General features: G+C 58.3%; 11 protein-coding genes and 1 tRNA gene. 9 read left to right on the top strand and 3 right to left on the bottom strand.

Annotation, left to right across the window (positions count from 1 at the left end):
* Window positions 1-39: 39 nt before the first annotated feature.
* The 4 genes from pdxH (at window position 40) to ACR3E7_RS05715 (ending at window position 1,888) form a co-directional block, all read left to right on the top strand.
* A complete protein-coding gene (pdxH, locus tag ACR3E7_RS05730; RefSeq protein WP_480502416.1) occupies window positions 40-645 on the top strand; it encodes a pyridoxamine 5'-phosphate oxidase in 606 nt (201 codons plus the stop codon).
* Window positions 646-787: 142 nt separating this feature from the next.
* Entirely contained in the window at window positions 788-1,294 is a 507-nt protein-coding gene (locus ACR3E7_RS05725; RefSeq protein ID WP_214647936.1) for a cold-shock protein, read from the top strand.
* A gap of 6 nt (window positions 1,295-1,300) precedes the next feature.
* A complete protein-coding gene (locus ACR3E7_RS05720; RefSeq protein WP_170782453.1) occupies window positions 1,301-1,768 on the top strand; it encodes a DUF192 domain-containing protein in 468 nt (155 codons plus the stop codon).
* 43 nt (window positions 1,769-1,811) lie between these two features.
* Window positions 1,812-1,888: transfer RNA gene (locus tag ACR3E7_RS05715), tRNA-Pro, on the top strand.
* Between the two features lie 7 nt (window positions 1,889-1,895).
* On the opposite strand, the gene ACR3E7_RS05710 is transcribed toward ACR3E7_RS05715, so the two are convergent.
* Window positions 1,896-2,330, bottom strand: coding sequence for a hypothetical protein (locus tag ACR3E7_RS05710; RefSeq protein ID WP_480502415.1), 435 nt, complete (start codon window positions 2,328-2,330; stop codon window positions 1,896-1,898).
* Between the two features lie 531 nt (window positions 2,331-2,861).
* On the opposite strand from ACR3E7_RS05710, the gene ACR3E7_RS05705 reads away from it, so the two are divergent.
* A complete protein-coding gene (locus ACR3E7_RS05705; RefSeq protein ID WP_480502414.1) occupies window positions 2,862-6,476 on the top strand; it encodes a vitamin B12-dependent ribonucleotide reductase in 3,615 nt (1,204 codons plus the stop codon).
* Window positions 6,477-6,776: 300 nt separating this feature from the next.
* On the opposite strand, the gene ACR3E7_RS05700 is transcribed toward ACR3E7_RS05705, so the two are convergent.
* A complete protein-coding gene (locus tag ACR3E7_RS05700) occupies window positions 6,777-8,321 on the bottom strand; it encodes a trimethylamine methyltransferase family protein (RefSeq protein WP_480502413.1) in 1,545 nt (514 codons plus the stop codon).
* A gap of 392 nt (window positions 8,322-8,713) precedes the next feature.
* Here ACR3E7_RS05700 and ACR3E7_RS05695 point away from each other — a divergent pair, with 392 nt between their 5' ends.
* The gene (locus ACR3E7_RS05695) at window positions 8,714-9,253 is read left to right on the top strand and encodes an outer membrane protein (protein ID WP_480502412.1); all 540 of its coding nucleotides are present in this window, start codon (window positions 8,714-8,716) and stop codon (window positions 9,251-9,253) included.
* A gap of 5 nt (window positions 9,254-9,258) precedes the next feature.
* Here ACR3E7_RS05695 and ACR3E7_RS05690 read toward each other — a convergent pair whose 3' ends face one another.
* Entirely contained in the window at window positions 9,259-10,437 is a 1,179-nt protein-coding gene (locus tag ACR3E7_RS05690) for a pyridoxal phosphate-dependent aminotransferase (RefSeq protein ID WP_480502411.1), read from the bottom strand.
* A gap of 260 nt (window positions 10,438-10,697) precedes the next feature.
* On the opposite strand from ACR3E7_RS05690, the gene cysS reads away from it, so the two are divergent.
* Genes cysS through ACR3E7_RS05675 form a run of 3 tightly spaced genes read left to right on the top strand, consistent with a single transcriptional unit; the run spans window position 10,698 to window position 14,508 of the window.
* Window positions 10,698-12,095 carry a cysteine--tRNA ligase gene (gene cysS, locus ACR3E7_RS05685; RefSeq protein WP_480502410.1) on the top strand — a complete coding sequence of 466 codons (1,398 nt, stop codon included), beginning with the start codon at window positions 10,698-10,700 and terminating at the stop codon, window positions 12,093-12,095.
* On the top strand, window positions 12,095-13,729 hold the full coding sequence (gene cimA, locus ACR3E7_RS05680; protein ID WP_480502409.1) for a citramalate synthase: 1,635 nt from the start codon (window positions 12,095-12,097) through the stop codon (window positions 13,727-13,729). The genes cysS and cimA overlap by 1 nt, the downstream gene beginning before the upstream one ends.
* Window positions 13,726-14,508, top strand: coding sequence for a squalene/phytoene synthase family protein (locus ACR3E7_RS05675; RefSeq protein ID WP_480502408.1), 783 nt, complete (start codon window positions 13,726-13,728; stop codon window positions 14,506-14,508). The genes cimA and ACR3E7_RS05675 overlap by 4 nt, the downstream gene beginning before the upstream one ends.

Below are 14,508 nucleotides of genomic sequence, written 5' to 3'. Positions count from 1 at the left end.
CGCCCTAGGGTGAACATTAAGAGTTTCCAGGGGATGGAAATGAGCGAACGAGACGGCATTTTCGCCGGTACCGATCCGTTTGAAATAGCGGCGCGGTGGCTGGACGACGGCAGGGACAGTGAACCGAACGATCCGAACGCGATTGCCCTGGCAACCGTGGACGCGACTGGTATGCCAAACGTGCGGATGGTCCTGCTGAAAGAGATCGAGGCTCAGGCCTTTGTGTTCTACACGAATTACGAAAGTACCAAGGCGGCCGAGTTGGACAGTGCCGGGAAAGCTGCTTTTGTGATGCATTGGAAATCTTTGCGGCGTCAAATCCGAGTTCGTGGTACAATAACTCGGGAAAACGGACCACAAGCGGATGAATATTATGCGTCCCGATCCCTAAAAAGCCGGTTGGGTGCATGGGCGTCGAAACAGTCACAGCCGCTCAGCAGCCGGACGGCTCTGATGGCCGAGGTTGCAAAGGTGACCGCAAAGCTGGGGCCGAATCCACCGCGTCCACCGTTTTGGGGTGGATACCGGTTGGAGCCGACAGAGATCGAATTCTGGGCTGACGGAGCCTTCCGTTTGCATGATCGGTTCCAGTGGCGGCGTGAAAACGCAGATACTGAGTGGCAGATACAGAGGCTGAATCCATGACATTCACGTGCCGCGAAATGCAACACTCGGAGTTTAAAGGGTTTTTTCAGCTTGAAATCGTGGGGCAATCCCATACACATCAAAACCTTAACGAATTATTAAAACGCGCGATAGGAACACTGTGCCAGACGACCTGAACAACATGTACCGCGTACGTGGACACGTGAAATGGTTCGACCCTGCCAAGGGGTATGGCTTCGTTGTGTCCGATGAGGGTGGCCCGGATATTCTGTTGCATGTAAATGTCTTGCGGAATTTTGGCCAAAGCTCGGTCGCGGATGGTGCCGGCATTGAGATCATGACGCACCGCACCGATCGCGGTGTTCAAGCGGTTGAGGTGATCAGCGTAGATCCTCCGGCGCGCGCCGACTCGATGATGCTTGCCGATTTCGCCGAGCTGGACCCTGTGGCGATAGCCGAAGCCCCATTGGAGGCTGCGCGCGTGAAATGGTTCGACAAGGGCAAGGGTTTTGGATTCGCCAATGTGTTCGGTCGGGACGAAGACGTGTTTCTTCATATTGAGGTTTTGCGCCGGTCTGGTTTGGCCGATTTGCAGCCGGGCGAGGCTTTGGCGATGCGGGTGATCGATGGCAAACGTGGACGTATGGCCGCGCAGGTTCTGGCCTGGGAAGCCGCGCTTGATAGCTAGAGCATGATGATCAGGGTTCTTTCGGTTGCTGCGACGATACTATCTGTATGGACCGGAACGGCCTTTGCGGCCTGTAGCGCGGATCGCGTGAACCTAAAAAATGAAAAGTCTCAGATCAGCTTCGATATCGAACTTGCCGTGACACCGCAGGAACGTGCGCGCGGTCTGATGTTTCGGGAATCCATGCCGCAACGGGCAGGGATGCTGTTTATCTTCGATCCGCCGCAGCGGGTCGCGTTCTGGATGAAGAACACACTGATTCCCCTGGATATGATTTTTGTGAATCGCGCAGGTGAGGTCGTGAATGTGCATAGTGATGCCATCCCCGGCGATTTATCGCTGATTGAGGGCGGCGATTCGGTCTATGCCGTGTTGGAGGTCAACGCAGGGCTGGCGCGGCGTTACCTGATTGAACCGGGCACGCAGATGCAGCATGAAGTTTTTTCGCAAGGCCCTGCAATTTGGCCCTGTTAGGGCTTTTCAAATCAGAACGGCCCCGTTAGGAAGGCGCACGGTCCGGGGCGTGGCGCAGTCTGGTAGCGCACCTGTTTTGGGTACAGGGGGTCGTAGGTTCGAATCCTGCCGCCCCGACCACTTCCTTTCAAGCTGGAGCACCGCCCATCGCGCGATAAAGCGCGGTAAGGGCCTTGTCCAATTGTTCGCTTTCGACGGGCACCTGAATGTCGGGCGCATTCTGGCGCGGTACGTTGAAATAGAGTTCAGCGTCGACGCGGTATCCGCCGGAGTTTTTGGTCGATGTTAGGCGCATCACGCTTTTGGGCAGATCCTGCGGGTAACCATCATAGTTGAGAATCAGAAAGGCCGTCGTTTCGGGGGGCAGCAACTCGGTGCATTCGAACAGGCGATTCCCGATACGCCTGAAATCTTCTCCAGGGCCATCACAGCCGACTTCGAACGTATCGAACAGCCGCGTGGGATAGGTTTCAAACTGCGCGCTGCGGGATGGAGGGGGCACATCTTGTGGTGTGCAGGCCACGATCAGACCCATCAGGGGAAGGATTCCAATCTTCGACATCTCTGCTCGTACCTTTACTTCGTGCTGCGTTGGTCGGCGAAGCTGTTTTCGCGCCGAACAAACGCAGGGATGATTCTATTCGAGTTTAGATATCTTAACTTCGGTTTATCAAATGCCGATAACTGTGCCGGAAATCACGGTTAATTGTTCTGCAGAATTTTGCGCCGGTCCATTTGAACCCGTGGATGAACCTGTGGAGGAATCGGCCCACCCCGTTCAGCGCCATTTGAGAGATCTTGGGTCAATATAAAAGATTCCAAAAATGACGGAAAAATGACGTTGACGATCTATGGCCGAATACGCCAGATTGTATGGGCCGAATATGATGCCACTAAATCTGGTAGGAAATCCGGAGCGCGGCATAGGGCGAGGGTCGGAAAGCACAACATAGAGACGTGCAACCGTTGAAACGGAATTTCGTTGCCATTGGCAGCGACCGGTTCCTTGCGTCCAATTTTCTGGCACGGCCAAAGGTTCGCTTTCTCGAACTTGAGGCGACAAGGACAAGTGATTGAATCTAGGGCGGCGGACATGAAGATTGACAGAAAATTCACCAAATCAGGACAAGACGCTTATGCGGAGCTGGACTTTGTTTCGGCAACGTCAGAAATCCGTAACCCTGATGGTACGATTGTTTTCCGTCTGGATGATATCGAAGTGCCCTCCAGCTGGAGCCAGGTGGCAAGTGATGTCATCGCCCAGAAGTATTTCCGCAAGGCTGGTGTTCCGTCCAAGCTGAAGAAGGTCAAGGAAAAGGATGTACCTGAATTCCTGTGGCGTTCGGTCCCTGCGGATGGCGCGGAATTCGAAGGTGAGACTTCGTCCAAACAGGTGTTCGACCGACTGGCGGGTGCATGGGCCTATTGGGGGTGGAAGGGCGGCTATTTCTCAACCGAGGAAGACGCGCGCGCCTATTTTGACGAGATGCGCTACATGCTGGCCACCCAGCGTGCCGCGCCGAACTCGCCGCAGTGGTTCAACACTGGCTTGCATTGGGCCTACGGAATCGATGGCCCGGCGCAGGGGCACCACTATGTCGACTATAAAACCGGCAAGCTGACCAAGTCGAAATCTGCCTATGAGCATCCGCAGCCGCATGCGTGCTTCATCCAGTCCGTCGATGATGATTTGGTGAACGAAGGCGGCATCATGGATCTGTGGGTGCGCGAGGCGCGCCTGTTCAAATACGGCTCGGGCACCGGGACAAACTTCAGCCATCTGCGGGCTGAGGGCGAAGCGCTGTCGGGTGGCGGCAAGTCTTCGGGCCTGATGGGCTTTCTCAAGATCGGCGACCGCGCCGCTGGCGCGATCAAATCAGGCGGAACAACCCGTCGAGCAGCAAAGATGGTAATCGTCGATGCAGATCACCCCGATATCGAGCAATTCATCGAATGGAAGGTGATCGAAGAGCAGAAGGTGGCCTCGATCGTTGCCGGATCGAAGATGCACGAGAAGATGCTGAACGGCATTTTCGAGGCCATCCGCAGCTGGGACGGTGCCGCTGATGATGCTTATGATCCGAACAAGAATGACGGCCTGAAAACGGCTGTGCGCGAGGCCAAAAAGGTCGCGATCCCCGAGACTTACATCAAGCGCGTGCTGGATTATGCCAAGCAGGGTCATGACAGCATCGAATTCCCGACCTATGATACGGACTGGGATTCAGAAGCCTACAGCTCCGTCTCGGGCCAGAACTCAAACAACTCGATCCGGGTGACCAACGCGTTCCTGACCGCCGTTGAGAAGGACGCCGATTGGGAGCTGATCAACCGGACAGATGGTAAGGTCGCAAAGACCGTAAAGGCCCGCGATCTGTGGGAAAAGGTTGGACATGCGGCATGGGCCTGCGCCGATCCGGGCATTCAATTCCACGACACGGTCAATGAATGGCACACGTGCCCAGAAGACGGTGAGATCCGCGGCTCGAACCCGTGCTCGGAATACATGTTCCTAGATGACACGGCCTGTAACCTGGCGTCGATGAACCTGCTGACCTTCCTCAAGGATGGTGAGTTCCAGGCGGCGGATTACATGCACGCCTCACGCCTGTGGACGCTGACGCTGGAAATCTCGGTGACTATGGCGCAGTTCCCGTCGAAGGAAATCGCGCAACTGTCTTATGACTTCCGCACCTTGGGTCTGGGCTATGCAAATATCGGCGGTCTGCTGATGAACATGGGCTACAGCTACGACTCGGATGAGGGGCGGGCAATCTGTGGCGCGTTGACCGCGATCATGACAGGTGTGGCCTATGCGACCTCTGCCGAAATTGCCGGTGAGCTGGGTGCGTTCAAAGGCTATGAGCGGAACGCCGATCATATGCTGCGTGTCATCCGGAACCACCGCCGTGCTGCGCAAGGTGTGACCGAGGGCTATGAGAAGCTGGCGGTAAAGCCGGTGCCTCTGGACCACGGCAACTGCCCGAACAAGCGTTTGATCGATCTGGCCATGTCCGCTTGGGATGAGGCGCTGAGTCTGGGTGAAAAGAACGGTTATCGCAACGCGCAGGCCACTGTGATCGCCCCCACCGGCACCATCGGTCTGGTGATGGATTGCGACACCACCGGGATTGAGCCGGACTTTGCGCTGGTCAAGTTCAAGAAGCTGGCCGGTGGTGGTTACTTCAAGATCATCAACCGTTCGGTGCCTTCGGCGCTGGAGAAGCTGGGCTATTCCTCGTCTCAGATTGAAGAGATCGTGGGCTACGCGGTCGGCCACGGCACCATCGGGAACGCGCCGGGGATCAATCACACCTCTTTGACCGGCCACGGCTTCGGTCCGAACGAACTGGCGAAAGTGGATGCTGCGCTAGAAAGCGCCTTCGACATCCGGTTTGTCTTCAACCAGTGGACGCTGGGCGAGGATTTCTGCACCGGCGTTCTGGGCATCCCGGCCACCAAACTGAATGACCCGACCTTCGACCTGCTGCGTCACCTGGGTTTCACCCGCGCAGATATCGAAGCGGCGAATGATCACGTCTGCGGAACCATGACACTGGAAGGCGCGCCGCACCTGAAAGAGGAACACTATTCCATCTTCGATTGCGCCAACCCGTGCGGCAAGAAAGGTAAGCGTTTCCTTGGGGTTGACAGCCACATCACCATGATGGCGGCGGCGCAGAGCTTTATCTCGGGCGCGATTTCCAAGACGATCAACATGCCGAACGACGCGACCATCGAAGACTGCCAGAAGGCATATGAGTTGTCGTGGTCGCTGGGTGTGAAGGCGAACGCGCTGTACCGCGACGGCTCGAAACTGTCTCAGCCTCTGGCCGCTGCATTGGTTGAGGATGATGATGAGGCCGCCGAGGTTCTGGAAAGCGGCACACCGGCCGAAAAAGCTGCCGTGCTGGCCGAGAAGGTCATCGAGAAGGTCGTCGTCAAGGAAATCGTCCGGTCTCACCGCGAAAAGATGCCCGAGCGTCGGAAGGGTTATACTCAGAAAGCCATCGTTGGCGGCCATAAGGTCTATCTGCGGACGGGTGAGTATTCGGATGGCTCGTTGGGTGAGATCTTCATCGACATGCACAAGGAAGGCGCTGGCTTCCGCGCGATGATGAACAACTTTGCCATCGCGGTCTCGGTCGGCCTGCAATACGGCGTGCCGCTGGAAGAGTTCGTGGACGCCTTCACCTTCACCAAGTTCGAACCGGCGGGGATGGTGCAGGGCAACGACTCGATCAAGAACGCGACGTCGATCTTGGACTACATCTTCCGCGAGCTGGCCGTCAGCTATCTGGACCGCACTGATCTGGCCCATGTGAAGCCCGAAGGCGCGACCTTCGACGATATCGGTCGGGGCGAGGAAGAGGGCGTCTCGAACGTCTCGGAAATCAGTGAAACAGCGGCCTCCAAGTCATTGGAAGTATTGAAGCAAATCAGCTCGACCGGGTATCTGCGCAAGCGGTTGCCGCAGGATTTGGCCATGTTCACGCCGCAAGCGGATGCAACCGGAATGGCGGAACCTGCCGCCGTGTTCGAAGCCCCTGCTGAAACCGCAGTGGCGACCGGTATGGACGCCCGCACAAAAGCCAAGATGCAAGGGTACGAGGGCGATCCCTGTGGTGAATGTGGAAATTACACGCTGGTGCGCAACGGCACCTGCATGAAATGCAACACCTGCGGTGCGACCAGCGGGTGTAGCTAAGGCAAACGCCTCGTCAGGCGGGGTGTAGGGACCTGGGCTTTCCCCCGAATGCCCGGTCCCGACGAAAACGGAAGAAGGCGCCGAGACTTACCTACGATGCCTTTTTCCACTCGGCCGACATGCCCGTGTCGGTCGGGAACAGGGTGGGGCGGAATATTGCTCTTTCCCACTCTCTCACGGGACGGGTGCGCTCGTCCCATGCGCAGTCCAGGCCGCAGGCAAAAAAACACCGGGCGGTCAACGAGATGAGCCTGGATGGCGAAACTTAAAGGGGGCCTCGGCCCCCTTTTTTTCAAATACTTACGTTGGCAAATGAATGTTAAATTTCTCGCGAATCGCCGCGTCCAGCATGGGATCGAACCGTGCGGGTGACGGTGCGGACAGGATTTCCTCTTTCCGGGCCGTGGCCTTGGCGATCAGGTCAGGCTTGTCCAATTCGGCCCATTCTTTGGGTGACGTTCGGTCGCCATAGGTCGGATACACGTAATCGGCTTGCATCCGGCTGAGCGTTGCTTCGGTGCCCAGATAGTGACCGGGGCCGCCCATGCAGACCTCGGCCATCTGATCAAGGGCAAGGGTCTCGTCCGTAACCTCGATCCCCCGCACGCAGCGCTGCGCTTGACCGATAAGATCGTCCCCCAAGATAAGGCTTTCAAAGCAAAATCCAAGAAGAGAGGCGTGCATACCAGCGGCCTCATAGACCATGTTCACCCCGGACAGGCCGGCCATAACGTTCGAGCACATCTGCTCCCATCCGGCCTGCATGTCGGGCAATTTTGAATCTGACGCACCAGCGGCGGCACCGCCCGGCAGATCGTAGAAATGATGCATCTGGGCGCAGCCTGCGGTCAGCAGCGCTTGTTCGCCCGACCCGATGGACATCGCGCCTGTGCGCAGGTCCAAGCCAAATGGCCATGTTCCAAAAACCGCAGGGGCCCCAGGGCTTACGGCATTTACGTAAACCAACCCTGCAAGACATTCCGCCGTCGCCTGAGCGATTGCTCCCGCGATAGTCGACGGTGCGGTCGCCCCCGCCATTCCGGCCGAGAGCAGCAGAACCGGCATTCCAGCTTTGATACATTCCTCCATCACTTCGCAGCTTTCGGTGGCGAATTTCATCGGAGGCACTACGAAACAGTTCGAATTCGACACGAAAGGCCGCTCACGCCATTTGTCCTCGCCGCCAGCAATCATGTGCAGCATTTCCACTGCGGGGGCTACATGGCTAGGTTCGGTGAACGAGGTGCCGATATGTTTGAAGGTGCCGGAGCAAGCGGCATAGACCGTGTTCAGATCCATTTCCAGATTGTCGGTGATGTCACGACACACCATAGGGCGTTGAACAAAATGGATATTGTCCAGTTGCTGGCAGATGCGTGCGGCGTCGTGCAGGTCTTGCACGGTCGAATCGCGGTACTCTCGCCCCTCCACATCGACCATGCTGACAGCGGCGCCTGCGGTGCCATAGTGGACGCGGGTACCAGACAGCTCCAGATCAGTTTGCCCATCGCGGCTGTGCAGGGTTACCGAGCGGTTCGCCTTGGCGATCGTATCCTCGACCAGTGCGCGCGGAAACCGGATGCGTCCGTCCTCGCCCAAGGTACAGCCAGCGCCCACCAGATAGTCGATTCCGCTTTGCGGTGCATCGGCAAGTCCGATGGTTTCCAGCGCTGTCAGCGCGGCTTGGTGTATTTGCTCAACCTGTTGAGCGGTCAGAGGTTTATACGTACCGCCCTCAAGGCCGGGGCGCACTGGGCGCAGGTGATCGGGTAGGGCCGTGGCGCGGGCAGCACGGCGCGCGGCGCGTCCGCCGCTGCGCGAGGATGTACGGGATTGGTCGTTCATTTCAGGATCCGATAGATGAAAAGCGTACAGGGTTGCGTCAATTAGCGCCCGAATGGACGCCCCCGCGCCGCGCGACCGCGATCCGCCCCGATTGTACGGCTGATCAACCGGATTTTCCAAACATCGCTTTGCATGCGGATCCTCGCTTCGTGACGTTCAGTCTTTCAATCCGAAACGTCGCAATCTGTTCTGTTTGCGACCTGATGGGTCAAAAGCGAAACAATCCGTGTCGTCAGATCGCTTAGGTGACGTAAAGTAAAGAAAAGACCCCATTTTGCGGGAAATCTGTTATACTTCGGTCACTTGTTTAACAGCTTTTCGTGATCTCAATTGAATTTTAACCATTTGCATACAGTTCTGTGCCAGTCTCTGAAGAATACTCAAATTTTTTTATGAAAGGCCTTCGCAAGGCGATGAAACTGTTCCGCGCATTCCTAGCCTCCATTTTGGTGGCCCTCGCAGCCCCCGCTGCGGCTGAGGATTGGAGCGGTGCCTATGCTGGTTTCAGCTTTGGCTATGCGGATGCGGATGGGCCCAACGGGTCAAGCGGAAGCGATACCAGCTTTGGCCCGCATGTCGGATATGATTTCGATTTCGGCAATTTCGTTCTGGGCGGAGAGCTTGAATATAACCGACTGTCCCTTGGGTTAAGCCAAAATGAAGGCAGTCTGGACAGCACGACCCGGCTGAAGCTGCGCGGAGGGTACGATTTCGGCTCCGCATTGGGATATGTCGTGGTTGGCGCTGCGCGGGCCGAGACCTCGGCGGATGATGACACCGCTGCGGTTTATGGCATTGGAGTTGCTTACCCGATCAACGATCGGTTCGTCATCAGTGGTGAGGCGTTGCGGCAGGAATTTGACGATGCCACCCAATCCGAAGGAGGGCTGGATTCCAACGTGTTCAACCTGCGCACCGCGTTCCGGTTCTGATTCAACTATCGCCCTGAACTCAGCTCCGCTGCAAAGCAGCATATGGTCCGCAAAGCGGCGGCAAAACGATCGTCGTCTATGGTCATGGCAACGCGGATATGTCCTGCGGCGGCTTGGCCGAAACTTTCGCCCGGCATGACGGCAATCGCGTGTGTATCCAGCAGGGCATTGGCAAATCCCTCGCCATTCAGGCCGGTGGGGCGAATGTCCAGCACCAGATACATCGCGCCCTGGGCTGGAATCAACCCGACCGTGTTTTGCGCGGCCAGAATATCCATTGCCAGCTTGCGACGTCTGCGGAAAGGGGCGGCGATGCGGTTCTCAAGCTCGGGGCCCGCGTTCAACGCGAAAACCGCAGCGTCCTGAATGAAACCAGGAACGCCATATGTTGTGTGCGTGGCCAGATTGATCATGTGTTCGATCACATCCGGAGGTCCGGCAACCCACCCGCACCGAGATCCGGTCATGGCGTGGGATTTCGACATCGAACCGATTACCAGCGTGCGAGCGAGCATATCTGGCAGTGCACGGGGCGAGATATGCGTGCCGTCCCACACTTGGGTGTCATAGACCTCGTCCGAGATCAGCCAAAGGTCGCGCCTGCGGCAGACTTCCGCAACGGCTTCCAAAGTTTGGAGCGAATAAACGACGCCAGTGGGATTGTTGGGCGAGTTGATCAGAAGTGAGACAGCGCCCTCCGACGCCGCGTCGATCCTGTCTGCCCGTGGTTGGAACGCGTCTTCTGCCGTCGTTTGAACCACACGCGCAACCGCTCCGGCCCCTCGGATCGTGCCGGGATAGGTGGCATAGTAAGGGTCGAGATACAGGCCCACATCACCGGGGTCACAGACGGCTACATGCGCGGCGAACAGGGCCGACTGACCTCCGGGCGTGATCAGAATATTGTCTCGGGTTGTATTGACACCGGTGCGGGTCTGAATGCGGGCGGCCACCGTCTCTCGCAGCAGTTCGGTGCCGGGCACCATGGCGTAGCCCGTATGGCCTTGGCGTGCAGACAGTTCCATCTCGGCCAAGATCGACGGATCGGTGCGAATGTCATGTTCACCTATGGTCAGTTCGGTAACCGCTTGCCCCTCACTTATCATCCGGCGGGCGCGATAGAACACACCCCACCCGTCGCTGCCGCCTTCCGTAAGCTGCGTGATCCGCTGCGACAGTTTCATGGCCGGTCTCCGTCTGGGTCTTACGCGAGTTGGGCCAGAGAGACTTGCGATTGTCAATCGGATCAGAGCCGGAAATCAGGGGCTTGGCGTGGTGGCGCGCGCGTGATAGTCACATCCTATGAACCCGATGATCTGCATCATTATTTGCTGCATTTCCTGCTGATTTATCACGCGGGCCGGTTTCTTTCGTTTTCATCCCTGAGACAAGTTGCTAAGCCCGCGCTAACGCGAGACGCCACGCTGTTCTTAGGAGCTGACCGATGACCACGATCAAACTGCACAACACACGGACGCGGACGAAAGAGGATTTCGTGCCGATCAGTGCTGATAATGTGCGGATGTATGTCTGTGGCCCGACGGTCTATGACCGCGCCCATCTGGGCAATGCGCGGCCCGTGGTGGTGTTTGACGTGCTGTACCGGTTACTGCGTCACACCTATGGGGCGGATCACGTGAATTATGTGCGTAACTTTACCGACGTGGATGACAAGATCAACGCGACCGCCTTGGCGCGTCAGAAAGCTGGCGCGCCGGGCACATTGGAGCAATTGGTGCAGGAACGCTCGGACGAGACGATTGAGTGGTACCTGCACGATATGGGGGCGTTGGGTGCGCTGGAACCGAACCAGATGCCGCGCGCGACACAGTACATTCCTCAGATGATTGCGATGATTGAAGGGCTGATCGACAAAGGCCACGCCTATGCTGCAGAGGGGCATGTGCTGTTCGCCGTAGACAGCTGGAAAGAGCGTTATGGCGCGCTTTCTGGGCGGTCGGTTGATGACATGATTGCAGGGGCACGGGTCGAGGTTGCGCCCTACAAGAAGAACCCGATGGATTTTGTGCTGTGGAAACCGTCGAGCGATGAGCTTCCGGGCTGGGACAGCCCGTGGGGACGCGGGCGTCCGGGGTGGCATATCGAATGCTCGGCCATGAGCTATGAGCTGTTGGGTGAGAGTTTCGACATTCACGGCGGCGGCAATGATCTTATGTTCCCGCATCATGAGAACGAGATCGCGCAAAGCTGCTGTGCCCATCCCGAGGGTGAGTTCGCGCGGGTCTGGCTGCACAATGAGATGTTGCAGGTCGAGGGTAAGAAGATGTCCAAGTCTCTGGGTAATTTTTTCACCGTGCATGACCTGTTGGACCAAGGTGTTCCGGGTGAAGTGATCCGGTTTGTGTTCCTGCAAACGCATTACCGCAAGCCGATGGATTGGACCGAGAAGAAGGCCCGCGAGGCCGAGGCGACGCTGCGCAAGTGGCGGGCGCTGACAGCGGGCATCGAGCCCGCCGCCAGCGCGGCCCCCTCGGTGATCGCCGCGCTGAGTGATGACCTGAACACGGCGGGGGCTGTCGCGGAACTCCACCGACTGGCGGCAGAGGGTGACGCAGCGGGCCTGTTGGCCAGTGCGCAGGTTCTGGGGGTGTTGGAGCCTGAAATGGGTGCTTGGGCTGATACGGGATCAGCGGATCTTTCGGGTCATACCGCGCGTCTGGCCGAGGCGCGCGCCGAGGCGATGCAAAGCAAGGACTTCTCGGAAGTGGACCGGCTGAAGGCGGCCTATGTCGCGGCAGGGCTGGAAGTGAGGATGAGCAAGGACGGTGTGGAGCTTGTGCAGGGGGCCGGGTTTGACGCTGCCAAGCTGGAGGGCGTGTAATGTCGAAGGAACGGCTTTATCTATACGACACCACGCTGCGCGACGGGCAGCAGACCCAAGGAGTGCAGTTCTCGACCGCTGAAAAGGTGCAGATCGCCAAGGCTCTGGATGAGCTGGGTGTGGACTATATCGAGGGCGGCTGGCCTGGTGCAAACCCCACCGACAGCGCGTTTTTCGAGGTTGCACCAAAGACCTCGGCCCGGTTGACGGCCTTTGGTATGACCAAACGGTCGGGGCGTTCGGCTGAAAATGACGATGTTTTGGCCGCTGTTATGAACGCGGGGACGCAGGCCGTCTGTCTCGTGGGAAAATCGCATGATTACCACGTGACCCACGCGTTGGGGACCACGCTGGAGGAGAATGTTGAGAATGTCCGCGCCTCGGTCGCGCATATCGTGGCGCAGGGGCGCGAGGCGCTGTTTGACGCCGAGCATTTCTTTGACGGCTACAAGGACAATCCCGCCTATGCGGTCGAAGTCTGCCGGGCGGCGCTGGACGCAGGCGCGCGCTGGGTTGTTCTGTGCGATACCAATGGCGGTGCGCTGCCCGCCGAGGTGTCGCGCATCGTGTCTGAGGTGATTGCCGCAGGGCTGCCTGGCGATCGGTTGGGCATTCATACGCATAACGATACCGAAAACGCGGTGGCCTGTTCACTGGCCGCTGTCGACGCAGGCGCGCGGCAGATACAAGGCACGCTGAACGGGCTGGGTGAACGGTGTGGGAATGCGAACCTGACTGCTCTGATCCCGACCTTGTTGCTGAAAGAACCCTATGCCTCGCAGTTTGACATCGGCGTCAGCACGCAGGCGCTGGCTGGGCTGACGCGGATCAGCCGGATGTTGGACGATATCCTGAACCGGGTGCCCAGCAAGCAGTCGGCCTATGTGGGGGCCTCGGCCTTTGCCCACAAGGCGGGGTTGCACGCCAGTGCGATCCTCAAGGATCCCTCGACCTATGAGCATATCGACCCCGGTGCGGTCGGCAATGCGCGGATCATCCCGATGTCGAACCAGGCGGGCCAGTCGAACCTGCGCAAGCGTCTGACCGAGGCGGGGCTGTCGGTGGAAAAAGCCGACCCGGCGCTGGGGCGTATCCTTGACAGGATTAAGCAGCGCGAGGCCGAGGGCTATTCCTATGACACCGCGCAGGCCAGTTTTGAATTGCTGGCGCGGGATGAGCTGGGTCAACTGCCAGAGTTCTTCGAGGTCAAGCGCTATAAGGTCACGGTCGAGCGGCGCAAGAACAAGTATAACAAGATGGTTAGCCTGTCGGAGGCTGTGGTCGTGGTGAAGGTCGACGGCGAAAAGAAGCTGTCGGTCAGCGAGTCTCTGGATGAGGATGGCAGCGACCGAGGCCCGGTGAACGCGCTTGCCAAGGCGCTGGCGAAAGATCTGGGGCAATATTCGCAGGTGCTGTCCGATATGCGGCTGGTGGATTTCAAGGTGCGTATCACCCAAGGCGGGACCGAGGCTGTCACCCGCGTCATCATCGACAGCGAAGACGGGCAGGGGCGGCGCTGGTCCACCGTTGGCGTCAGCGCGAACATAGTCGATGCCTCGTTCGAGGCGCTGCTGGATGCGATCCAGTGGAAGCTGGTGCGTGATTGCGAAAGACAGACTGCGGTGGCCGAGTGAGCGTTGCCTTTGACGATGACGTAAAAGCCTGCGCGGCTCTGGTGCATCGCGCCGATCCGGATCGGTTCATGGCGGCGATGGCTGCTCCGGTTGCCGCACGGGTTGTTCTGTTCCCGATCTATGCACTGAATGTCGAGGTCGCGCGCGCGCCCTGGGTCACGCAGGAAACCATGATTGCCGAGATGCGTCTGCAATGGTGGCGGGATGCGTTGCAGGAGATTGCCGAAGGCAACACGGTGCGCAGGCATGAGGTCGTCACACCCTTGTCCCGCGTTCTATCACCACATCTGGCTGTCGCATTGGATGAATATGTGGCTGTAAGGCGCTGGGATATCTACCGCGACCCGTTCGAGGATCAGGCGCATTTCGATAATTATCTGTATCAAAGCGCAGGGTCGCTGATGGTCGCTTCGGCGCAAGCCTTGGGTGAAGCCGACGAGCAATTGCTGCGCGATTTTGGTTATGCTGTAGGCGTTGCCAACTGGTTGCGGGCGATCCCAGAACTTGAAGCACGCGGTCGTATCCCATTGTTGGACGGGACACCTGCAGGGGTGCAGGCGCTGGCGGGATCGGCGTTGGAGCGTTTAGAATCCGCACGAGCGAACAGATCGCGTGTTTCGCCCGAGGCATGCCCTGCGATGCATGTAGGTTGGCAGACCGATTGGGTGTTGCGCAAAGCGATTGCAGAGCCCGAGCGCGCTGCGGCCGGTGCGTTGGCGCAAGGCGAAATTCGTAGGCGGGCGTCACTGATGTGGAATGTTGCCCGAGGACGCTGGTAG

The sequence above is a fragment of the Ruegeria sp. BK1 genome (genome assembly GCF_056535645.1).
Note: the sequence above shows the minus strand (reverse complement) of the source record. Positions and strands in the feature narration are given on the sequence as shown.